Here is a 22,992-nt window from a genome sequence, read left to right as displayed (position 1 = left end):
ATGTTTATACAACAAACTGGTGCGTTAGTTGTATAAACATTGAAAATAAAAACTAAAAAAAGAAATCTAACAAATAATTAGAGTTCTTTTTTTAGTTTTTCAGGTTTGTTTGCATTTACATAGTTAGAAAAAATCTTTAATAGTTCCTCTGTATCTTCGACGGATAAATGATCACAATCAAAATACTTTTCCAGTAAACCGCCTTTTTGAATCAGTCTTCTTGTTCGTTGTTTTCTTTCTTTGAAATTGTCACGATTAATTTCTAATTCCAGGTTATTGATTTTTGATTGGATACGATCAATTTTACTCATCTAATCACCCTATACATTGCTAGACATAGGCTCGGCATTATATTTATCATTTTCATTCTTACTCTGCTGTTTTTCATATAATGATTTAATCAATTCCAATGCTTCTTTTTCATCTTCATAATTTAATTGAAATGTTTTTAAAAATTGTTTGCCAATTTTCGTTTCCACTTTAGTTTTTTCCTCTTTGATCTGCTTTTGAAGTTCTGCGATTTGTTCTTGCTTTGTCTTAATTTTATTTACCATCAAATCTTTCATCCCTTCTTGGTTTTTATTTCCTTTTATTATGGCATAACATTCCTACAATTGTAAAGTTTCCCAATTAATGATATAATAGTTCCCAAGTTTAAGGGAACGAAGGGCGCACTTATGCACCGTTTAGAAACGGTGCGCCATATTGCGTTGAACTTGTCGTTCAAGAAGGCTGTCGCCTTCAAATGATTTTGCGGAAAAATTCGCTTCGCTCATGTTCATCTAAAGAAAGGAGGTTCAATCATGGCAATCTATCATTTTTCAGGTCAAATGATTTCCAGAGGGAAAGGACAATCAGTAACCGCAGCAGCTGCATATAGAAGTGGAGAGAAGTTATATAGTGAACGATACAACAAAACAAATGATTACAAACGATTAGTTCAACCTGAATCATTTATTTTAACTCCTAAAAATGCGCCGGATTGGGCTAATGATCGTGAGCGATTGTGGAATGAAGTAGAAAAGATTGAGAAACAAAAAAACTCCCAATTATGCAGAGAAGTGAATATTGCATTACCTGTTGAATTATCAAACAAAGAACAAAATGAATTAACAAAACGTTTTTGCCGAGACACTTTTGTTAACGATGGGATGGTTACGGATGTATCCATTCACCGCGATGATGTAAATAACCCACATTTTCATGTGATGTTAACAACCAGGGGTTTTAAAGAAAATGGAGAATGGGATGCTAAAGCGTCAAAAGTAAAATTAGAAAATGGTAAGGAAAAACGGATTAATAAAAACAACTGGGCAGATCGAGACACATTTACGAAATGGAGAAAAGATTGGGCAGATTATGCAAACGATTCATTGGAACGAAATGGTTTTGAACAACGTATTTCCCATCTATCCCATAAAGACCTAAATAAACAAGAAGCGCCTACTATTCATGAAGGGCAGACAGCTAGAAAAATGGGAGATAGATCAGATCGTATTTCGATGAATAAGGAAATAAAAACCTACAATCAAAAGGTGAAAAGTTTAAACCAATTCAAACAAGAAAAACAGCGAATGGAAAAGACAGAATCGATTGCAAGAAGCTTTTCACCAGCTGAAAAGAAAGAGATTTCAAAAGCAGCTAAAAGCCTAAAAATGTTTGTGACATTCCGAAATATTAATGAAAAAGAAAAAATGCTTGAACGGTGGCAATATTCAACCATTACGAAAAGTGATAATCCAAAGGAAAAGGAAAAATCACTTCAAAATATCAATGGCATAAAAGAAAAATTACATACAATGGATGACATTTTAACAAAAGAAGCTAATCGCTTTATCGAAAAACATTATCCATCCATCGAAGCAGAACAATATAGTGCATTTTCTAAGAAATATATGGTGGATATAGCGGTATCAGTAAATACCATATTTGAAGTTGATCAAGCGAAGGGGATTTTACTTGAAGGGGAACAGGAAGAAGTAAATCATGAATTATCAAAGCTTATCCAGAACAGACATTATTCTTATAACAGCATTGCAGAACAGAATGATTCTCTTACCAATCATTTTGATCAACTTGTGCGAGTGCACCGAGTTGATTTTAATAAACCGGAAACATTCAATCGCTTAGAGATAGGTTTACAAAATGAAATTGAAAAGACGTTTAAAATGAAACAAGCAACAGGGCATGCTTTAACGTTCCTGGGGAAACATTATGAAGAACAACTTGAAAAGCTGTATGGAAAAGATGTTGGAAAACATATGACTATTAACGAAAAGGAACTAGCCGTTGGATTTAGTGAGTACTTTAAGAAACCTGTTTCGTTAACTGGTAATCACGATCAGGTTGATTTATTCCGGTTTACGACAGATGAAAAAGAACAAATCATTGACTTGCTGCATGATTATCAAAACGAACGTAAAACGCCTGAACTTGATACAGAAACACGGTTTGCAGATATTTTATCAGGAAGTGCATCCATCCAACATTTCTTTATTGCAGAGTGCTTAGATACCAAAGATTTAAGCACAGGAACACAAGCAAAACTAGAAGATATACTTTCTGCTTATGAAGAAGAACATGAAAACTATATTTCATTTAATAATACCCGACCAGTCAGCTCGCTTTCTAGTATGGTTCAAGCAGCTGAAAGTACCGTGCAAAAAACATTAAAACAAGCGAATTATGCGGAACGAGAAAAAGTGCAGGAAATGAGACGATTACAAAACCAACAATCACATAAAGGAATGAGTCGTTAACCCTCCTATAGTAGTAGCATGCATTTTGAAAACCATTTAAAATACTTGGAGGAGGTGCAAGAAATGAGACTAACTATACCTATAGGAGAAACGACACAAAACATACTTAAAAGGAGAGGGGATGCGTTCGGGGTATCGCAACGAACGATTGTCTTAATCCATTTATATTACATGATGAATAAACCGGTAAACGTTCCAAAACAAAGAATAGATACATTTGTATCACAAAATGTGACAACAGAAAAAGCTACAATTCCTATTTCAGATCCATTGCGAGATTATTTTTCGATGCAAGTTCGCTATGACCTATCGTTGGCATATTTCCTGGGGTATGTGTTGAAAGAATCTGTTCATGAGATGGACAAGTTGTGGGAGGGTTTTGAGAGGATAGAACGAAGTGATGTAAAGTTATCTAATTTTTATATATCTAATTCTACAAAAGAAACATTAAAAAAAGCATTTTCTCAAACAAATATAAATATAACTGGTCTTGTGAATATTGCCTTGTTAATAGAGTGGAATAGAAATGATAGTGCGTTAACGAAAAAATCACCTCTTAAGGAGGAGGGTTCGCAATTAGGTGTTCGCATTTCTCCCCCTTTGAAAAGTTATTTAAAAAAACAAGCAACTATTAATAATATAAGTATGGCTGCGTATTTAGAAAACACATTAATAAACTTTTTTAAAAACTGGATATAAAAACCAGTTTATGGTAAAATATAAATATAGATCATATTATTGTTTTATATTTATATTATTAGGGGGTGATCACATAACTATACGGACAGATGAAAAACATTCTTATGAACGATTCCTTTCTCAAAAGATTTTAACGGATAAAGTGAAGCAAAAAGCTATTTTATACGAAACGTTTCATTCTTTATCTGAAAAAGAAAAAGAACAGTGGCCAGTAACCCATGGAAGACCCATTCAAGTGTTACGTAGAGAAGTAATGGAACAAAAGGCGGAAAGTAATGTTGATATTAGCAAAGGAAAGTTAGAAAGACACCTATTAAATAAAGGTGCATCACTAAAGGAGATAAAAGAATTAGATAGTGTTTCTATGCCAGAATTAAAAGAAACTACGTTGAAAATGAAACGTGGGGTAACTGAAGTTAAATTTGCAGGTTCATCCATCCTAGAAGGAATGTTTGAGCTTTTTGGCATAACCACACATAAGGCAGTCGAAAGATATAAAAATCAAGTTCATGCTATCGAAACAGAAGAAGGAAATTACTTAGGGAAAATAAATGGCAACGGAAGCATGAATAAACTAACAAACTATTTATCTGAGAAAGAATTAAATAAGAGGTTAAAAGAATTTCATTCTCAAAAGAAAGAATATAGTCAAACCCTTTCATTAAAACGTAAAAAACAAAAGGAGGAATAAGGTATGAACTTTTTATATTCAACAGCTGGAATTGGAGCGAGGCTTGATACAGCTTTAACATCTATTCAAACAATTTTAACTGGTCTTGTGGTAACGGTAGGAATTATTGTAGCCATGTATATTATCATTTCAGGGATGCACAAATTGAAGAACCCACATGAGAAAGATGAAATATTTCGTGCAGTTGGTCGAGTAGGTGGAGCTGTAGCAATGGGAGCAGCATTAGTTTGGGTACTTCCTTGGATTTATCAACTTTTCACATAAAAAGGATTGATCAATATGGAAAATAAAAAAGGAAAACGATTTACGTTTCCAGAGGATATTCAATCGGATTATAACATTGCAAATGGTATTTCTTTAAAAAGCTTTGTGTTTATTATTCTACCATTTGTACTGATTGGAGTAGGGGTTGTTTTAATTCCCCCATATACCGTTTTATTGGTTGTAATACGTCTTATCATTGGTGTTTTAATAGCGTTCATTGGTTTAGCGATTGTTATAGCAAAACCTATAACAGAACGCCAAAACATTACCATTTTAAAGTGGTTGAAGTATCAACAAGAATATAAAAATCGCCAAAAACTGTATTACATTAAAACAAGAACAAAAAATCATTTTTTGAAATAAGGTGATGCCATGTTTAATCAAAAGACAAAAGATAAACCCTATTCGTTATCCTTACATGAACATGAGAAAAACAGGCAACAAGGGAACGTCCAATCGATACAGGATATGTCCTTACTCAAAGCACAATATTTAGAGTATGTGCTACTAGACAATAATCATTTGGTTGCTGCATTGTCGTCAACGGGTATTAACATGGAACTATTTAATGAGTATGAACAAACGAATATATTTGATGATTATGCATCGTTTTTAACCAGTCATTTTTCAGGTAACTCTACGAATACTTCTATCCAAACGTTAGATATGACGGTTCCGGTTGACTGGAAGCCATACTTAACCGCATGGAAAAGTCGCTTGTTAAAAGCGCAAGAAGAAAACGATCAAATCAAACAACATCTGATTAGTTCTTATATCGAGCATTACGAGCATTTTAGGGATAAATCAGAAATGACAACGAAAAAACATATCATCGTGATTAGTGAAAAAATAAAAGGTGAAGCGATTGAGTCCTTAGAAATGGCCGCCAAAAATTTAGATGAAAAGGTAGAGGAATTGAAACGGTCATTAGAAAGCACATTTATTGATTACGATGTAATGGTACGAAGGTTAAACGCAAGGGAGTACAAAGATATATTATATTGGTTTATGAATTTTAATCACAGATAAGACAGAAAGGAGTGAAAGATATGTCCGTTATTCGTTCATTATTACTGCCTTTTTCTAAAACACAAAACAAACCCAAAGAAATCGATATGCTTTCAACTTCTGATACTGTATCAACAGAAAAAATAAACGAAGTAATCGATACAGAGTCACTCGATGACATCTATCCCTTTTCCTGGGAAGAAAAGCCGGATCATATTGAAGCTGGAAGTAATTTTATTCGCATACTAGCCATAACAGGCTACCCCTCCGAACAGCAAGGGAACTGGTTGGAAGAATTAAAGCGAAAAAAGGGAAACATCACGATTTCACAGCATTTACAATCAGCAGACGATTCAAAAATGGTTCACCATTATAACGAACTGATTAAAAACAAGACCGTAGAAATGGAAAAAAGTGTTGATCCTTATCTTAAAAAGCAATTAAAAAAAGGAATCGATTCTGCAAACAGTGAACTAGACAAATATTTAGGCTCTCAAACAACGTACATCGAACAATTCACCTATATTTTCCTGCAAGCGAGAAGCATAGAAGAACTAGATAATTTAAATGACAACATCGAAAAAACACTTACCAAATTAGGGTTGAAACAATTAACCCCAAGTAAAGGAATGCATCAAGCGTTTTGGTCAGCATTACCGATTCATCAAAATTTATTGAAGGATTATACATCACGATTAAGTAACACCGAAGCTGCATCATCATTTATGCCTTTTGACGATGCAGAGATACTAGATTTATCTCCAACAGCCCAAATTGAAGGCGTAAATCGGGAAACAGGTTCGTTGATTGGGGTTAACTTTTTAAATGAAGAAAAGGTCCTGAATCAAAACATGGTCATCGTTGGTACATCAGGTGTTGGGAAAACAACGTACATTGTACAAAAAATTATGCGAACATTTGCAATGGGGTTTCGCTCTTTTATCATTGACCCTGAAAATGAGTATTCTTCTATTGTTGAGGCATTAGGTGGGCAAGTTATTCATTTATCATCTAATTCTACTACCAAGATCAATCCATTTGAGATTTTTAGTTCAGATACTGGAAATGAAGAAACGGATGAATCAGTGGAGTACCTGATTAAAAATAAAATCCAACGATTGAAAACTTTTTTCAATGTAATCAAGCCGGATTTAACCCAGGTTGAAAAATCTATTTTAGATAAAGTTCTTCATGATACCTATAAACAACACGGAATTTTCAACTATGAAACGATTGAAGTAATTCCGTCAAATAAATTTCCGGTTTTATCTGATTTATACAGCCAGTTAGAGCAACTAAAAGAGACTGATGAAGAACGTTTCGAAAGAGTGAAAGATTTTTATTTCATTTTAGAAAGTTACTGTACAGGTTCCAATACCATATTCAACGGACATACCAACGTCAGTCTGGATAATCAAATTGTCAGTTTTAACTTGTTTCAATTACAAAATGAAATTGATGTCCAAGCCGCAGCATATTTAAACACATTTTCATTTTTGTGGGATGAAATTACGAAAAACAAAGATGAAGTTGTTTACTGTTTTATTGATGAATTTCACTTTTTATCGAAAAACCCTGATTCTATGCGTTTCTTCTATGATGCATATAAACGATTTCGAAAATATAACGCAGGGGCAATCGCAGGAACACAGCAAATTCAAGACGTACTAGATGCAGCAGATAATTTGGGACCAGCTATTATCGGAAATAGTTTTACAAAAGTATTTTTTGGTTTAGATAATAGTGGAGTTGACGAATTGATGAAACGGTTAAAAGAAAATTTTTCGGAAGAAGAACAAAAGTTATTACGGGCAAAACGTCAAGGGGAAGCCCTCTATATTCATGGTTCCAATCGTGCTTTCATGAAAGTACAACTAACGAAAGAAGAATTGCGACTTTGGAATCAAAAGCGATATGAAAAACAATATGAGATTTCAGCAACCATTATACCTGAATATGAGAAAGAAATAATGATGACGAAAGCAGAGATCGAGGAAGCAAAAGAATATTCCATGTCGTAAATGAGAAGGAGGAAAGAAAATGAAAATACACAACCTTGGGTTTGGAAGTATTAAACATTCGAAAGAGAGTGTTCACATTCAATTAACCGAAAAAAATTCAAACACATTTGATGAAATAAAATTAAACCAATTACAGACAATTCATAATCAGGAAAAAGATGTGCTGTTCCTAAAAGAGATCCAAAAACAAAATGGAAGAATTCATTTAACTTATGAGGTTCCAGAAGATTTTATTAGTTTAGAGCAAGTGAAAAATGAAACGTTACCGGTTCGAATTGCAGCTGTAAAAAAAGTGTTGGAAATGGATCCATTATATAACGAGGATTGGGTTTCGCTTCATCCAAGTACCGTTTTCTTTCGACCAATGACAAGTGTTCGTTTCGCATATACGGATGTCTTTCATATGGCGGATAACCAGGAACAATCATTTCTAGAACAATACAAAGCTTTGGCTTATTCGCTTATTTCATGCCAGTCTTATGAAGCATTTTTACGCCATGGTGTAAAAGCATATAAACCTAAAAAAGTCTTTCATTCTAGTAGGGAACAAGGTCAAATCACAAAAATAATTAAAACCATAGAAGAAACAGAAACCCTTAAAGGGTTGCAACGAGATCTTCAAGATAGCTATGAATATACACAGTATCAATACTTTCAAGACATTGTGTCCATTGAAAGGAAGGCAAAAAATAAATTCTATGCGGTATTAGTTACTGCATTTCTAGTTTTTTGTTTAGGGGCGGTAGGTGGATACTTCATTAATCAATCCCAACAAGTAGCACTTGCAAAAGAATACAACCAGAAGCTAGAAATGAAAGAATTAAAAATCGATAAAGTTCATGCTGTAGAGGAAGGTAACTATCAAAAGGCTGTTTCTTATATGGAAGAGATGCAAAAAGGTAAAGAAGAAATTACCGATTTCCTTCTAAAACATGATCAATATCAGTGGGCACTAACCTATTCTCCGACCAACCAAGCAGTAGAAAAGGTTATTTCTCTATTATACGAAAAAGATCAAAAAGAACAAATACTAGATTTACAATTAGAAGATAATCTTCAACTAGCTGATGAAAAAGCGATTGTTTCCTATGATGAAGCAACATTAGAAGGCAGAAAAAGCTTTATTACCGATCCTGCATTAGCAAATCGAATGGGGAGAGCATTTATTCAACATGATGATTTACATGCAGCCCAATATCTAGCAAAAAAATTCGAAGATGAAGAACTTACGACCTTAATTGAGGAGAAAAAGAAAGCGAAAGCTAAACAAGAAAAAATAGGGAACCTTGAGAAGAAAATAAAGGAACTACAAAAGAGAAAAGAAGAAACAGATGATGATGAGAAAAAGAAAAAAATTGATGAAGAATTAAAGAAAGCTGAAGAACAATTAAAAAAGTTGAAAGGATAATTAAACAATAAAGAAGGTGAATATATTGTCAGCTACAGCCACGGTAGCTACCGCAAAAGGAGTCATGCTTGCAAAGAAACATTGGAAAAAAGTTATGTATGGGTTTCTTATTCTCATCCTGTTGCTCGTTTCTGCAGTATTAGGTTTACAAAGCGCAGATAGAGAAGAAATAGGTACTTTCCCTGGTTCTATGGGAACGATAGATGGGAAAGCGCAAGTACCTGATTATATTGCAAAATGGAGAGATCTTTTAGGTCATTATACCGAAAGAGAAGGTATCGAAAAATATACAGAGTTTCTTTTAGCTTTGATTTATCAGGAACTTGGCTCTTCTGATACCTTAGATGTTATGCAAGCATCGGAGTCATTGGGATTACCGCCAAATGCCATCCAAGACCCTGCCAGAAGTATTGAAGTAGGTGTTCATTATTTTAAGACTCTACTTCAAACGGGGGAAGATGCAGGGGTTGATTTCTATACGATTGTTCAAGCGTATAATTTTGGTACAGGTTATATTCATTTTGTTGCAGAGCATGGCGGAAAACATTCTGTTGGGCTTGCGGAGCAATTCGCTAATCAACAAGCAGCAAAGTTGGGATGGGATAGTTATGGTGATATTCATTATGTAGAACACGTTATGACAAAGTTAAGTGGCGGAACACAGCAAGGAAACGTAGATATCGCTTTAGCAGATAATGAAGCATTACAAGAAATACTTGATATTATGATGCAATTTGAAGGTGATCCATACGTTTGGACAGGTGATCATCCTTCGGTAGGGTTTGATTGTTCAGGACTCATGATGTGGTCGTTTAGACAGGTCGGCATCAACCTTCCACGAACCGCACAAGGGCAATTCGATGCTAGTCAAAAAATATCTATCGCAGAAGCCAAACCTGGTGATTTAGTGTTTTTTGAAGGCACGTATGATACACATAAACGAATCACACACGTTGGTATTTACGTAGGTGGAAATCGCATGTTTAATGCGAATGGTTCAGGAGTTGGTTTTACAAACATTTATAGTGATTATTGGGCGAAGCACTTTGTAGGTTTTGGACGGGTTGCAAATTTCGAATAAAAGGAAGTGAACAACATGAAAAAGTACTTCTTGATAGGAGGATTAATTCTTTCAAATATCGTTTTTATCCTTTTATATGTTGGTGCTTTAACCATGCAAAATGAACCAGAAACAACAACGGATAAGCAAAAGTCGAAACAAGTTGAAAGTGTAATGGCTATACAAGAACAAACAAAAACAAGCAATGAAAATAGTAAAGATATACAGGCGGCTCAAACTGAAATAGATTTTACCAAAGAAGTGTTTAGGATATTGTTCGATTATACAAATGAAGATTATCAATCTCGTTTTGATGTAGCAAAGGGAATGGTGAAGGAGGATATTCTACACAACATCCAGGGCATGATGGGGACAGATGTTCCGAAGATGAAATTCAAAAACAACGTAAATGGTATTAAAATGTATATCACACCATCTTCTGGAAAAGGTGTAACAGACGCATTGGTTTACATGACTAGTAGCTATAAGATTGAGGGAAGTGAACCAAGTAAACGTAATCAATTATTTAGAATCGACATAGAAGAAAAAAGGGGTGGTTATCTGATTACAAGTCTTGAATCCTATGGATTTATTAATCCATTAAGTCAGAGCTAGAAAGGAGAACAACAATGAAAATACAAAGAATCCTTATATTTATTGTCACCTTTGTTATTACGCTTCTCCTTACCTTACAAATTGCAACCCTTATTCCATTTTTAGCAGATAATATAAAATCGTTTTCTCTTGATGCAATAAAGGATGAAAGTTTAACCATTTTGCTTCACCCGTTTGACACCATTAATACATTAATAGATGCAAAGAATCCTATTTTTTATTTTTTATCAGTTGCTGCATTTTTCTATTCTATCTTTCTTGCCTATCGTTTAGGGCAAACAAAAGAAGGGTGGGAAGTAGATGAAAAAGAACAAAGCCATGGTTCAGCACGATTTGGAAAACCGAAAGAGATATTCCATAAAGGTGAGTTCATTGGATGTAAACATCAAGATGCTTTTGACGAATTGCTACAATTAATGGAGGAAGGGGAATCTCAACATGGCAGAAATGAAAACGAACGGAATTATACTAGGTGAGTTTGACAAAAAGCTTTTAATACAGCCAACGGATAGTAAAGCAGCCAATCGAAATCACTTAGTCGTTGGTGGCCCTGGATCGTATAAAACACAAAGCTATGTAATGACCAATGTATTAAATGAAAGAGAATGTTCCATTGTTGTAACCGATCCAAAAGGTGAAGTGTATGAAGAAACAGCAGAAATTAAACGAAAACAAGGTTATGAGGTACGAGTGATCAATTTTAAAAATATGGAAAATAGTGATCGTTACAATCCCTTTGACTATGTCACTAAAAACAAAGAGGCTTCAACTGTTGCGAATAGTGTTGTTGCCTCCAAAAACGATACGAACACAAAAGATATTTGGTACAATACGCAGTTAGCTTTACTCAGAGCTTTAATATTATATTCTGTACATGAAATGAAACCTGATTCACAAAACATGGCAGGCGTTTTAGACTTTCTCCAAGAGTTTGATCCTGTAAAAAACAAAGAAGGCGAAAGTGAATTAGACGATCAGTTTATGTTGCTCGATCGAGGTCACCCTGCTAGACGTGCTTATGAACTAGGATATAAAAAGTCAAAAGGGGAAATGCAAGGTTCCATCATCATGTCATTACTTACTACTATAGCGGACTTCATTGATGATGAAGTTTCGTCCTTTACTTCTTTTTCTGATTTTTTTTTAGGTGATGTTGGCCGAAAGAAAATTGTTTTATATGTTTTAATTCCAGTCATGGATGATACATGGGAAGGATTAATTAATCTCTTTTTCAAACAAATGTTTACCGAGCTATATCGAATCGGTGATCAGAATCATGCAAGACTACCTCAACCTGTTTATTTCATCTTAGACGAATTTCCAAACCTAGGTAGATTTAATAACTATGAGATCTTCCTTGCTACATGTAGGGGATATGGAATCGGAGTTGCTACAATCCTGCAAAACATTACACAAATCCAAGCGATGTATGGAAGGGAGAAAGCAGAATCGATTATGGGAAACTGCGCTGTACGTATCTGTTTAGGGAACGTAAATACAACAAGTGCTGAATATTTCATGAAGCAATTAGGAGATGCAACCGTTAAGGTTGAAACAGGATCAACATCAAAAAATAGAGGGAAAAATGAAAGCAATTCTGCATCTGAAAGCTTTTCTTATACAGGAAGGAAATTAAAAAACTTAGACGAAATACTTACGATGAACACGAATGACAGTATTGTCATTATTACGGGTAAGAATCCCATTATTGCTAAAAAGTCATATCAATTTAAATTGTTCCCAGGATTAATTCCGAAATCAAATGAAGTGGGGAAGTTTACGGTTAGCCAAATGAACTATACAAGTAATCCGGATCAAGAAGTATTAAATGCTTATCAGGATAAAATAAATAAATTTGAAGAACGACAAAAGGAAAAAAGAGAAAAAGTGCATGCTTCCCAAGATGATGCAGCAGCAGGATTCTTTAATAATTAAATAGAAGGAGTGGTTACGAATGAAAAAGTGGTTTCCAGTAGTAATGTTAAGCATTTTATTACTCACAGCATGTGGAGGTAGTGGAGGATTCACTCCTGATACTGCTGCGGAAGATAGTAAAGAAAGATTAAAAGAATTTTTTGCTCTTTATGAAAATGAAGAAGAACTTACAACATTAAAAAATGAAGATATTAAAAAGATGATAAATGAAAATATGAAAGAATTCTTCACAAAAAAATACAGTGAAAAAATAAATCAAGCTCTTAAAAATAGAGAAAACGATACAATTCGTAACAGGGTTCTGTTTTTCCTATTGGAAGATATTAAAAGCGGTAAAACTGTTTTTTACAATGATTATTCTATAAATAATCATAAAGTAAATGAAGAAAATGAAACGGTTACACTAGGTTTAAAAACAAATCAAATGTCAGCTAAAGATAGCTTGTTAAAAGTTGAAATGGTCATTAAGGACGGAGAATGGAAGATAAACAAGGTAAATTAACGAAAGGGGGCTTAATTCATGTTTGATATAACAGAGAATATCAAAGAGTTTTTTAGAAACTTAATAACAGAGTTGATGGACTTTGTATTTAATGCCTTAAGCAATCTTATATTTACCCATAAAGGTTTAACTGGATTCTTGGAAGATTTGTTCCCGATATTTATAGCATTTGGTGGTACATTGATGCTTTGTATTTGTTTATATAAAGTTATTATGCATATGATCCAAACAGCTGGAACGGGGAGAAGTGCTCAGGTAGGGTTATCAGATATTATCGTTCGTGCTATTTTAGGTTCCGCAATGGTTGCGATATTACCCGCTATACTAACGTTATTGGTTTTAGGATTTGTTTCTCCGTTAGGAACGTGGATGTTTGATAAGTTAGGTAGGTATACAACAAATGGTATTATGGATTTTCTTCACAAAGGAAGTATTGGGGACATGATTGGTGATGGATTTGTATTTCTTGTGCTACTAGGGTTTTTGTTGGTTTCGTTTATCGCTTTTGCAATTAAAATGTGCATTTATCATGCTGACCTAATTTTACTTGAGCTACTTTCTGTTTTTGCAGCAGTTTCTATTTGCGCTGATGAAAATAATTATATGTCGGTGTGGTGGCGAGAAGTTTTATCCCAGATCACAACCATCATTTTACAAATGGCATTAATGGTAGCCATGGTACAGATTATAACAATGGAATTGACTTGGTGGAACTTCATGTTGTTAATCGGTTTTGGAGTATTACTAATTCGTGGCCCAAGTGTTACCCGTCACATGTGGTATGCAACTGGTTCAAGTGGTGCAACAATTAATGGAGGAAAGTTTGTTTCACGATTAGCTATGGTTAAAGGGCGTACAAGATAATGGATGTTTTATTTGAAGAAGGAAATCTACAGCAGAATATTATAGCTGTTATATTCCTTCTTCTTCTTACTTATTTATTGGGTAAGAGAGTCAAAGTGTATATGCAAATATTCACTGATGAAGAATCTAAGGAAGTTTGGAAGAAATTTTTCGTGAAGTTAAACAAATGAAAAAAGATATACAACGTATATGTGCAGAAAAAAAGGCTAGAAAAAAAGAATATGATGAGAGAGCAAATGAAATTAATAGGTAACACCAGCATTTTGACGTTTGACTCTCACTAAGATAGTATTTAGGAACATAAAAGCCAGATTTCCTTATGCTAAGAGATATCCGGCATTGTAAAAAAAGGTAATTCAAAATCACCTTTTTTTATATCCACATTAAATTTATGTAGCCTTCATTTCTACTTATGTTGTTCCACAATAGCGCCCGTTATTGAAGAAAAGCACCTTTTAGCTGAAAAAATAATCACACAAAATATTTATATTAAAGTAATCTAACGTAAAAAACTTGATTTCTAGTAAAGATTGAAATAGGAAAAAAGGTAATTTCTAAGGTGATTTCACACTTAGTGTTTATGTTAGTTTTTTATACATCATGATATGCGGACCAATAGGTGGATAGTCAAATACTTCACCATGTTTTTTAAAACCAAGTTTATTATAATATTTTTGTACTGAAGTTCTTCCTTTGCACCATAAAAGGTCAACGCCTTGTTCTTTTATAAAATTTTCAGCGTAGTTAACCACTGCTTTTCCTGCCCCTAACTTTCGAAAATCCTCAAGTGTTGCCATTGCCCTTAAGCGATATTGTTTTTCAATAGGAAAATTAGGATTCTTTTCGACATTGAAGGATGCAACACTTATAAGACTCTCTTGATAGAATGCTCCTACATGAAATGAATACTCTTCTTGATCCGTATCATATTTGCATTCTTCAACTGTTTGGTGCGGACGTAGAACACTATGTCTAAGACCGTAAGTCATTTCTGGTTTAATATTTACAACCTCTAACATGCTTTTTCTCCTATCTTTTAATTTAATTTTGAAATAAGGATTGCAATATTCAAGATAAGCGCCCCGTTTGAGTATTACTGGTTTCAAAATTTCAGGAGGAAACATGGATCCAACAAGAATTCTGTCTTCATCCGAACAGTTTATGCTCATTTATTTATTTGGAGTATCAAAATATTCCTCAAAGGATACTAATGCATCCTCCAAATGAATTCTCCAATATCCCCAGTCGTGTCCACCCGAAAAAGCATTAAAATTAAAAGGGTAATTGATTTTTTCTAATTGCTTTTTAAACCATAAGTTACCTTCATATAAGTAATTATCCTCTTTGCCGCAGTCAAAATACAAAATCGGATAAATATTTTCGCTGATTCTTTGTTCAGCAAGCACCTGTAAATTATATTTCTTCGCATGTGAACCCTCTATTGGACCAAGGATTCGATCGTGCAAAAAAGGTCTCATTGCAGAAATACTACCTACAGCACCAGACATGCTAGCTGCTGCTCCAAATAAATTGGGATGGCGCAATGAAAGCATAAATGCTCCGTATCCCCCCATAGACAAACCAGCAATCACTCTAGATTCTCTTGTTTTTTGAGTTCGAAATGTACGATCTATCGAAGGTATTAAATCAAAAATCATATATTGTTCAAAGTTTCCGGATCCATCATACCAATCCGCATAAAAGGTACCAATATCATATCCCCCGTCACTTGGCATAACTATAATCGATTCTCTTAGTTTACATTGGCTAAAAAGAAAATCTGTTGTTTCGATTGCGTTTCCTTTAGAAATCCAATCTGTTTCCGTACCATAACCCCCATGCAGCAAATAAATAACCGGGTAATTTTCTTCAGATTGATAATACCCGTCGGGCAAGCCAACATAGCAGGTTTTGCGACTGTTTAGTTCTCTTGAATAAATGATTTCCGTTCTTAAAATCACAGACGTCACCTCTCCCAAATTTGAAAGATTCTAGATCAATTAATTGTGTCCTACTAACAACCGCAATTGCTATCTCCGCAGCTACTTTCCCCAGTATTCACTCCAATTATTTGTAATTTCTTTGGATCCGGATTAACTTGGCATACTCCTGTTTCAGGTAACCTCAACTTAACTTTTGTAGCTTCTTCAATGTCTCCAGAAAGAAAAGCAACAATAGAACGAACTTGTTCATAACCGGTTACCATTAAAAATGTTGGTGCACGACCATAACTTTTTACACCTGTCATATAGAAACCTCGTTCTGGTTGACGCAATTCTTTTTCCCCATGTGGACGAACAGTGCCACAACTATGAAGATTAGGGTCTATAAGGGGAGCGAGTTCTGTTGTGCTTTCAACTATAGGGTCTACATCCAATCTTAATTCTTTTAAGAACGAGAAATTAGGTCTAGAGCCCGTATTCACAATAATTTCGTCTACGTTACTTATAGATATCCCATCACTGCTATGAATGACAAAAGATCCAACTTGTTCTGTTATTTCTTCTACATAAAATCCTGATTGCACTTTCACAACACCATTATCAACAAGCTGATGAGTTTTTGAGCCAAGCTCTCCTCTGGCTGCTAACTCATCATTCTCTTCTCCTCCAAAAGCCTCATTTACTTGCTGTTTACGAATAATCCAGGAGATTTTTGTGTTCGGAAATTCTGCTTTTAATTCGGTCAGATCTATTAACGTATTTAATGCAGAATGTCCACTTCCAATAACAGCAACATGCTTATCTTTAAAAGTTTCTGTTTCTGTAGCAATATCTGGAATATGCGTATATAGCTTCTTCTGTAATCCTTCACTTTTCCAGATACCATCTGCAGATGGAGGATTCGGATTGTTCCAAGTACCACTGGCATCTATAACTGCTTTCGCTACTATCTTTTCAATCGATCCATTTACTTTTACATATAACACAAATGGTGTTTGATCACGTAAATTAGATTTCATTTTATCGATGTTTTTTTTCGTTATATCGATAACCTCGGCATTATAGATTATATTCTCTTTGATTTGGGGAAGGTTTGATAAAGGTTTTAAGTATTCGTTGACTAGTTCTTTACCAGTAGGTAATTTATTAGCTTCTGGTTCTTTCCATTGAGTTTGCTTTAATAATTCCTTAGCAGCCTGATCAATGTTAAATTCCCAAGGAGAAAATAATTGAACGTGCCCCCATTGAAGAATGTTACTTCCAGCTTTGGCCCCTTTCTCTAAGATAAGGAAACTTTGGTTATATCCGTGTAAATGTGCAGCTGCCGCAAGTCCTACCGGTCCTGCTCCAATAACTACAGTAGGTAAATTTGATAACATGTATATCTCTCCTCTTAAAATTTACTTGGAACAAGAACAAGCTTGTTCTATTGCATTGCCATTAGTTTTGCGAAATAAGCAACACAGTTCTTCCGAAAGAACATTATTTATTTCTTTATGATTTAGGGAGTAGTAACTCCAAGTTCCCTTCTTTTCTTTAATTATCAAATTGGCCTGTAGCAAAATCTTTATATGGTAAGAAAGTTTAGATTGAGCCAACACCATCTCATCCACTAAGTCACAAACACAAATAGAATCATTTGGAGAATTAGCTAATAGATTAAGTAGTTGCAATCTTTTTTCGTCTGCTAAAGCCTTAAATGTTTTTTCGTAGTGTTTAAAAGTACTTTGTAAATCGACTTTTACTGGAATCATGTTTATCCTTCCAATCATAAATCAAATTTTTTTGATGTATTAATCATAAATCAAATTAAATTGATTTTCAAGTATTTAATCAAATTTTTTTGATTTTTTTTTTAATAACCTGAACATGGGAGAAATTTAAGTAGTAAGCTTTGGTGAAGAATTTATTGAGACATAAAAAGGCCTCCGAAGAGACCTTTTTGTTAACAGCAATTATCTAATCCTAACAACACAAATTGCTCTCCATCTTTATCTAATGTTAATGCATCAATGGAGCTTTTCACTTGTTCATCGATAGCGACGCGAATACCGTTTATTTCCTTAATTAAATCCGTCTTCTCTGGATGGTCAAGGGATAAACCTATCTGTGGACCACAGCAACCTGCGCCTGCAGAATGTATGCGAATTCCCTCGACTCCACGTTTTCCCATAATTGTAGTTAACGTTTGTTTTGCTTCTTCGGTAATTTTCATAACTTTTTCCCCTCTCGTATGATAAAAATTATATGAAATGGACTTACAAAGATTGACTCCAATCCATAGTTGCTTCTCCTTCTATGAATCGTTCGGAGTCCATAGCTGCCATACAGCCTGTTCCGGCTGCTGTAATAGCTTGGCGGTATTTCTGATCTTGAACATCTCCACATGCAAATAAACCAGGAATTTTAGTATTCGTAGTTCCAGGTTCCACTAAGAGATAGCCATTTTCATCCATATCCAGCTTTCCTTTTAAAAATTCGGTATTTGGATTATGTCCAATAGCAACAAAAATACCGTCGGTTTCAATTAATTCTTCTTCACCTGTTTCATTATCTCTCACTGATAATCCAGAGATTTTCATGCCGTCAGAAACCATTTCAACGGGGGTTTTGTTAAGAACCCAGGTGATTTTTTCATTATTATGGGCGCGATCTTGCATAATTTTAGATGCTCTTAGTTCGTTACGACGGTGTACAATTTGTACTTCACTTGCGAATTTCGTAAGGAAATTGGCTTCCTCCATTGCAGAGTCTCCCCCACCAACGATAACAACCTTTTTCCCTCTAAAAAAGAATCCATCACATGTTGCGCAGGTGCTTACACCTTTCCCGATGTTTTCTTTCTCACCGGGTATTTGTAGCATTTTAGCTGATGCTCCTGTTGAGATAATCAAAGATTGTGTTTCAATATCTCCTAAACCATTCACAGATAGTTTGAAGGGTCGCTTTTCAACGCTAACATCTGTTACCCATCCTCTTTTGAACGTGGCTCCAAATCGCTCGGCTTGTTTTTTCATATTATCCATCAATTCAGGTCCCATAATTCCATCAGGGAACCCTGGGAAATTCTCTACTTCTGTAGTTAGGGTTAGTTGGCCACCCGGTTCGGGTCCTTCAATGATTAGTGGTTCCATATTGGCTCTTGCTAGGTAAACAGCTGCTGTCAACCCAGCAGGACCTGTTCCTAAAATAACGACTTTTTCCATCATACATCCTCCAAAATATACATAATTAGTTCCTTATATAGTCTTTTAATTTTGCATATCCTATTTTTTCTTCAGCTATCCATGGAATAATGGCAGCTTTTTCAGCCAATTCGTCCCTTACTTTTTTAATCCATCTTTTTTCAGTATTAGCTCTGCCGGCTAGTATTGGATCCTTTGTTTCTGTTGCATGTAAACTTTGATTAATAACCCACCATTTTGGAACTATTTGCGCCCGTTTAAGATCCTCTTGCAACCGTGTTGCTTCTATCACTGGTGTTGCCTCAGCAAGCGTTACAATGACAACTCCTGTTTCTTCCGGGTTTCGAAGTCGGGGTAGCAGTCTTTTTACGCTATCTGGCACATCCCCTGTTGAACGACTTATTTCCTTGTGATACGTTTCCGTTGAATCTAGTAATAACAATGTGTGTCCAGTAGGTGCCGTATCAATCACGACAATTTCGTCCTTTGATTTCTCCACCATATCCGCAAAAGCTCTGAATAGGGCAATCTCTTCTGTACAAGGTGATTCTAGGTCCTCTTTTAAATAAGCGAGTCCCTCTTCGTCCTGTTCTTTTCCAGCAACCGAAAGCACTTCCTGTTTGTATTTTTCGACCTCTGTTGCCGGATTAATACTGCTGATGGACAGATTGTCTTTCATGGCACCATCTTTAAAGGTGTACTCAAGATGGGCTGCCGGATCTGTTGTTGTCAAATGGACTTTGTGCCCTTTTTCGGAAAGCCCGACGGCAATGGCGGAAGCAATCGATGTTTTTCCAACTCCTCCTTTACCCATCGTAAAAATAACACGTGTATTTTTAGCTGAAAAATCGTCGATAACTTCATTTAATCCTGGCAATGAAATGGCTTCCGAATCACTTCTATTTTCTTCTATCTCAACAAATAGTTTATCGCTAACTAATTGACGTAGACTATCAATGCCCGTTAAGGAATAAGAAACATATGGTACAGATAATGTTTCGATCTGTTTTAATTCTTCAGGCGTTTTATTTAATGCCTTTTGCTGACGCTCGTAAAAAGCTGTTGATACTTCATCATTTGGCTGATGGGTCTGAAGAAGCCCATTGATGATAAGCAACTGATTTTGAATACCAATGTCTTTCAATTCTAAAGATGCTCGGTTTGCTTCTACTAAAGATGATACGTCTGGACGTGAAACCAGAATCAAGGTTGTCTTTTCATGATTTGACAAAGACCTGACGGCTTGCGCATACAAATCTTTTTTCTCTCCTAAACCTGACAGTGGTCCTAGACAAGAAGCGCCATGCGTGCTTTCTTCTAAAAATCCACTCCATGCGGTTGGTAGCTGCAACAAGCGAAGTGTATGTCCAGTCGGCGCCGTGTCAAATAACACATGATCGTACTGCTTTAAAATAGTATCATCAGCGAGAAGATGAGAGAATTCATCAAATGCTGCGATTTCTACCGTACAAGCACCGGAAAGCTGTTCCTCCATCTGTGAAACAACTGATTCTGGCAGCTTACCACGATACGGACCAACCGTTTTTTCACGATATGTTCTCGCAGCTTCTTCTGGATCAATATTACAAGCAAATAAATTTTGCACACTTGGAATTTGAGATGGATTGCTAGTTAATTCGATTTTGAAAACATCCTGCAAGTTGGAAGCTGGATCTGTGCTGACCAAAAGTACTTTTTTTCCTTGTTCAGCAAGAGACACGGCTGTCGCACAAGCTATAGATGTTTTACCAACGCCGCCTTTTCCAGTGAAGAATAAAAATGGTGTCTGTACCACTTGTTTGGGTTTGAAAGATTCATACATCGATGTTTCCCCCTTTCAAATTATAGTTTATCAATATCAATTGTTACTCGTGTTTGCGGTTTATCTTTTAAATCTTCCATATCAACTTGTAACCAATTGGAAAATTCCTCATTACTTGGATAGCTTGAATCTTTTACAATTTCCCCATTCAGTATGGTTACCGGTAGTACATCAGCACCTTTATCTTGTAGAATTTGATTCACTTTTTTATTTTCAACAAATTCACCAGGTTCATTTGAAAGGTTATATCTTGTAACATCAAATCCTCTTTTTTCCAAGGAATAGATCACTGATGCAACGCGTGTTAAATTTGGATCTACACTTGGTCCACAAACACCCGTAGAACAGCACATTGCTGGATCAAAAATTTCTAGTGTACCCATGTTTACCCCTCCATAACAATATAAGTATACACTTATATGTATATTCTAATGATAGCCAGGGGTTTCGAAATTCCCCTGACTATTTTTTACTTACCAGTTTCCGCAAAGTGTTTAATTCTTTCACCAATTTCATCACGTACACGTTGAAATACGTCCCATTTCTCCTCTTCTGTTCCCTCTGCTTTTGCAGGATCATCAAATCCCCAATGTTCTCTCTTCACATGAGGAGGTGTTATTGGACATTTGTCTGCTGCATCTCCACAAAGCGTAACAGCCATAGCTGCATTATTTAAAGTTTCCGGATCAATAATATCCGATTTTTGATCCGAGATGTCAATATCTACTTCATTCATAGCTTTGACTGCATTCGGGTTTAAACCATGTGCTTCAATCCCTGCACTTTTCACTTCCCATTCGTAACCTAAATATTTTTTCGCCCAGCCTTCGGCTATTTGGCTTCTGCAAGAGTTACCAGTACATAAAAAATAAATTGTTTTTTTAGACATGTGGTTTATTCTCCTTCTCGTTTCTCTATTTTTTATTTTCTTTTAATGCTTATTATAGTGTCCAGTTATTAAGAGAGAATCCTAACGATGGGGCATGGGCTGAATTTCTTTAACCTAGCCCCAAACAGCCAAAAGCCTTACACACAACAACTATAATCAAAGGTGGCAAATGCTCATAGAAAATATATCATTATCTCCTGAAGCTAAAAGTTACTTATAAAATAAGCAATAGCCAAAGATATAATCCTGTTAACGTAATGAACAGCGTTGGCACGGTAAGGATAATACCTACTTTAAAGTAATATCCCCAAGAGATTTTAAATCCTTTTGTCGAAAGAACATGAAGCCATAACAATGTCGCTAAAGAACCGATTGGCGTAATTTTCGGTCCTAAATCTGAGCCGATGATGTTCGCATAGATTAACGCTTCCCTCATAATTCCTGATGTATCTGTCTCAGCAATTGCTAACGCATCGATCATGACGGTTGGCATATTGTTCATGATCGAAGATAAAATCGCTGCAATGAATCCCATCGAAATCGTGGCAACAAACAATCCCTGTTCAGCCGTGTACTGAATAACGTTAGCTAGCACGTCGGTTAATCCGACATTGCGCAAACCATAAACGACGACATACATTCCTACAGAGAAAAAGACAATTGCCCATGGAGCTCCTTTTACAACTTTAACAGTCTCAACCGCAGAACTTCTTCTCGCCATAACAAGGAAGAAAATCGCAACAATACCCGCTATAATCGAGACCGGTATTCCTAAAGGTTGACTTGCAAAATAGCCAATCAGTAATACCGCAAGTACGCCCCAAGACAAACGGAACATTTTGTGATCTTGGATCGCTTGCTTTGGTTCTTTTAGTTGATTTACATCATAGTTTTCTGGAATGCTTTTTCTAAAGAACAGATATAGCACTAGGATACTTGCACCTATTGAAAAGAAATTTGGTACTATCATGCGTGTAGCATATTCAATAAATCCAATTCCAAAGAAGTCTGCCGAAACGATATTAACTAAGTTACTCACAACAAGTGGTAACGAGGCAGTATCTGCGATAAAACCACTTGCCATAATGAACGGCAAAATCATCTTTTCTTTAAATTTTAAATTTCTCACCATCGCAAGTACAATCGGTGTGAGAATAAGCGCAGCTCCATCATTGGCAAAAAGAGCCGCAACAACGGCGCCTAGAAGAATCACATAAATAAACATTTTCTTCCCATTACCTTTGGCTATTCTAGCCATATGAAGAGCAGCCCATTCAAAAAAGCCAATCTCATCAAGAATAAGGGAAATAATAATAATCGCTACAAA

The 22,992-nt window shown here is 35.4% G+C and carries 26 protein-coding genes; 14 read left to right on the top strand and 12 right to left on the bottom strand.

The window, feature by feature from the left end; genetic code table 11:
- Window positions 1-77: 77 nt before the first annotated feature.
- Together AC3G7N_RS16075 and AC3G7N_RS16070 are read right to left on the bottom strand one after the other, a co-directional pair.
- Complete coding sequence (locus AC3G7N_RS16075) at window positions 78-311, bottom strand: hypothetical protein (RefSeq protein ID WP_489423183.1); 234 nt, start codon at window positions 309-311, stop codon at window positions 78-80.
- Between the two features lie 9 nt (window positions 312-320).
- Window positions 321-566, bottom strand: coding sequence for a hypothetical protein (locus tag AC3G7N_RS16070; protein ID WP_489423182.1), 246 nt, complete (start codon window positions 564-566; stop codon window positions 321-323).
- A 237-nt stretch (window positions 567-803) separates the two neighbouring features.
- On the opposite strand from AC3G7N_RS16070, the gene mobQ reads away from it, so the two are divergent.
- The 14 genes from mobQ to AC3G7N_RS16000 all read left to right on the top strand — a co-directional run bounded on the left by mobQ (window position 804) and on the right by AC3G7N_RS16000 (window position 13,826).
- Window positions 804-2,759: a MobQ family relaxase gene (gene mobQ, locus AC3G7N_RS16065; protein WP_489423181.1), complete on the top strand. Its 1,956-nt coding sequence runs from the start codon at window positions 804-806 to the stop codon at window positions 2,757-2,759.
- 63 nt (window positions 2,760-2,822) lie between these two features.
- The gene (locus AC3G7N_RS16060) at window positions 2,823-3,458 is read left to right on the top strand and encodes a hypothetical protein (RefSeq protein ID WP_489423180.1); all 636 of its coding nucleotides are present in this window, start codon (window positions 2,823-2,825) and stop codon (window positions 3,456-3,458) included.
- 10 nt (window positions 3,459-3,468) lie between these two features.
- The gene (locus tag AC3G7N_RS16055; protein WP_489423179.1) at window positions 3,469-4,149 is read left to right on the top strand and encodes a hypothetical protein; all 681 of its coding nucleotides are present in this window, start codon (window positions 3,469-3,471) and stop codon (window positions 4,147-4,149) included.
- Between the two features lie 3 nt (window positions 4,150-4,152).
- Window positions 4,153-4,413: a CagC family type IV secretion system protein gene (locus AC3G7N_RS16050; protein ID WP_489423178.1), complete on the top strand. Its 261-nt coding sequence runs from the start codon at window positions 4,153-4,155 to the stop codon at window positions 4,411-4,413.
- 15 nt (window positions 4,414-4,428) lie between these two features.
- Entirely contained in the window at window positions 4,429-4,776 is a 348-nt protein-coding gene (locus AC3G7N_RS16045; RefSeq protein WP_489423177.1) for a hypothetical protein, read from the top strand.
- Window positions 4,777-4,785: 9 nt separating this feature from the next.
- Window positions 4,786-5,442, top strand: a complete 657-nt coding sequence (gene trsD / locus AC3G7N_RS16040; protein ID WP_489423176.1) for a TrsD/TraD family conjugative transfer protein — start codon at window positions 4,786-4,788, stop codon at window positions 5,440-5,442.
- 20 nt (window positions 5,443-5,462) lie between these two features.
- A complete protein-coding gene (locus AC3G7N_RS16035; RefSeq protein WP_489423175.1) occupies window positions 5,463-7,442 on the top strand; it encodes a VirB4 family type IV secretion system protein in 1,980 nt (659 codons plus the stop codon).
- A gap of 19 nt (window positions 7,443-7,461) precedes the next feature.
- Entirely contained in the window at window positions 7,462-8,850 is a 1,389-nt protein-coding gene (locus AC3G7N_RS16030; protein ID WP_489423174.1) for a hypothetical protein, read from the top strand.
- A gap of 25 nt (window positions 8,851-8,875) precedes the next feature.
- Window positions 8,876-9,931, top strand: coding sequence for a bifunctional lytic transglycosylase/C40 family peptidase (locus AC3G7N_RS16025; protein WP_489423173.1), 1,056 nt, complete (start codon window positions 8,876-8,878; stop codon window positions 9,929-9,931).
- Window positions 9,932-9,946: 15 nt separating this feature from the next.
- Entirely contained in the window at window positions 9,947-10,525 is a 579-nt protein-coding gene (locus AC3G7N_RS16020) for a hypothetical protein (protein WP_489423172.1), read from the top strand.
- A 14-nt stretch (window positions 10,526-10,539) separates the two neighbouring features.
- A complete protein-coding gene (locus tag AC3G7N_RS16015; protein WP_489423171.1) occupies window positions 10,540-11,001 on the top strand; it encodes a hypothetical protein in 462 nt (153 codons plus the stop codon).
- Window positions 10,964-12,460 carry a VirD4-like conjugal transfer protein, CD1115 family gene (locus AC3G7N_RS16010; RefSeq protein ID WP_489423170.1) on the top strand — a complete coding sequence of 499 codons (1,497 nt, stop codon included), beginning with the start codon at window positions 10,964-10,966 and terminating at the stop codon, window positions 12,458-12,460. Before AC3G7N_RS16015 ends, AC3G7N_RS16010 begins: the two co-directional genes overlap by 38 nt.
- A gap of 19 nt (window positions 12,461-12,479) precedes the next feature.
- Window positions 12,480-12,962: a hypothetical protein gene (locus AC3G7N_RS16005; protein WP_489423169.1), complete on the top strand. Its 483-nt coding sequence runs from the start codon at window positions 12,480-12,482 to the stop codon at window positions 12,960-12,962.
- An 18-nt stretch (window positions 12,963-12,980) separates the two neighbouring features.
- Window positions 12,981-13,826 carry a conjugal transfer protein TrbL family protein gene (locus AC3G7N_RS16000; RefSeq protein ID WP_489423168.1) on the top strand — a complete coding sequence of 282 codons (846 nt, stop codon included), beginning with the start codon at window positions 12,981-12,983 and terminating at the stop codon, window positions 13,824-13,826.
- A gap of 578 nt (window positions 13,827-14,404) precedes the next feature.
- On the opposite strand, the gene AC3G7N_RS15995 is transcribed toward AC3G7N_RS16000, so the two are convergent.
- The 10 genes from AC3G7N_RS15995 to AC3G7N_RS15950 all read right to left on the bottom strand — a co-directional run.
- Window positions 14,405-14,845 carry a GNAT family N-acetyltransferase gene (locus AC3G7N_RS15995; RefSeq protein ID WP_489423167.1) on the bottom strand — a complete coding sequence of 147 codons (441 nt, stop codon included), beginning with the start codon at window positions 14,843-14,845 and terminating at the stop codon, window positions 14,405-14,407.
- 150 nt (window positions 14,846-14,995) lie between these two features.
- Window positions 14,996-15,787, bottom strand: coding sequence for an alpha/beta hydrolase (locus AC3G7N_RS15990; RefSeq protein WP_489423166.1), 792 nt, complete (start codon window positions 15,785-15,787; stop codon window positions 14,996-14,998).
- Window positions 15,788-15,840: 53 nt separating this feature from the next.
- Window positions 15,841-17,148, bottom strand: a complete 1,308-nt coding sequence (locus AC3G7N_RS15985; protein ID WP_489423165.1) for an NAD(P)-binding domain-containing protein — start codon at window positions 17,146-17,148, stop codon at window positions 15,841-15,843.
- 21 nt (window positions 17,149-17,169) lie between these two features.
- Window positions 17,170-17,523 (bottom strand): ArsR/SmtB family transcription factor, encoded by a 354-nt coding sequence (locus AC3G7N_RS15980; protein ID WP_489423164.1) that lies wholly within the window; start codon window positions 17,521-17,523, stop codon window positions 17,170-17,172.
- A gap of 191 nt (window positions 17,524-17,714) precedes the next feature.
- Window positions 17,715-17,984, bottom strand: coding sequence for an adhesin (locus tag AC3G7N_RS15975; RefSeq protein WP_489423163.1), 270 nt, complete (start codon window positions 17,982-17,984; stop codon window positions 17,715-17,717).
- 43 nt (window positions 17,985-18,027) lie between these two features.
- Window positions 18,028-18,975, bottom strand: a complete 948-nt coding sequence (gene trxB / locus AC3G7N_RS15970; RefSeq protein WP_489423162.1) for a thioredoxin-disulfide reductase — start codon at window positions 18,973-18,975, stop codon at window positions 18,028-18,030.
- Between the two features lie 25 nt (window positions 18,976-19,000).
- Window positions 19,001-20,776 (bottom strand): arsenical pump-driving ATPase, encoded by a 1,776-nt coding sequence (arsA, locus tag AC3G7N_RS15965; protein ID WP_489423161.1) that lies wholly within the window; start codon window positions 20,774-20,776, stop codon window positions 19,001-19,003.
- Window positions 20,777-20,796: 20 nt separating this feature from the next.
- A complete protein-coding gene (gene arsD / locus AC3G7N_RS15960) occupies window positions 20,797-21,159 on the bottom strand; it encodes an arsenite efflux transporter metallochaperone ArsD (protein WP_489423160.1) in 363 nt (120 codons plus the stop codon).
- Between the two features lie 86 nt (window positions 21,160-21,245).
- Entirely contained in the window at window positions 21,246-21,665 is a 420-nt protein-coding gene (arsC, locus tag AC3G7N_RS15955; RefSeq protein WP_489423159.1) for an arsenate reductase (thioredoxin), read from the bottom strand.
- Between the two features lie 214 nt (window positions 21,666-21,879).
- A partial coding sequence (locus tag AC3G7N_RS15950) for an arsenic transporter (protein ID WP_489423158.1) occupies window positions 21,880-22,992 on the bottom strand: 1,113 nt, incomplete at its 5' end.

It is taken from the genome of Virgibacillus carmonensis, assembly GCF_057836705.1.
The sequence above is the reverse complement of the archived record's forward strand: the minus strand, read 5'-3'. Positions and strand labels throughout refer to the sequence as shown.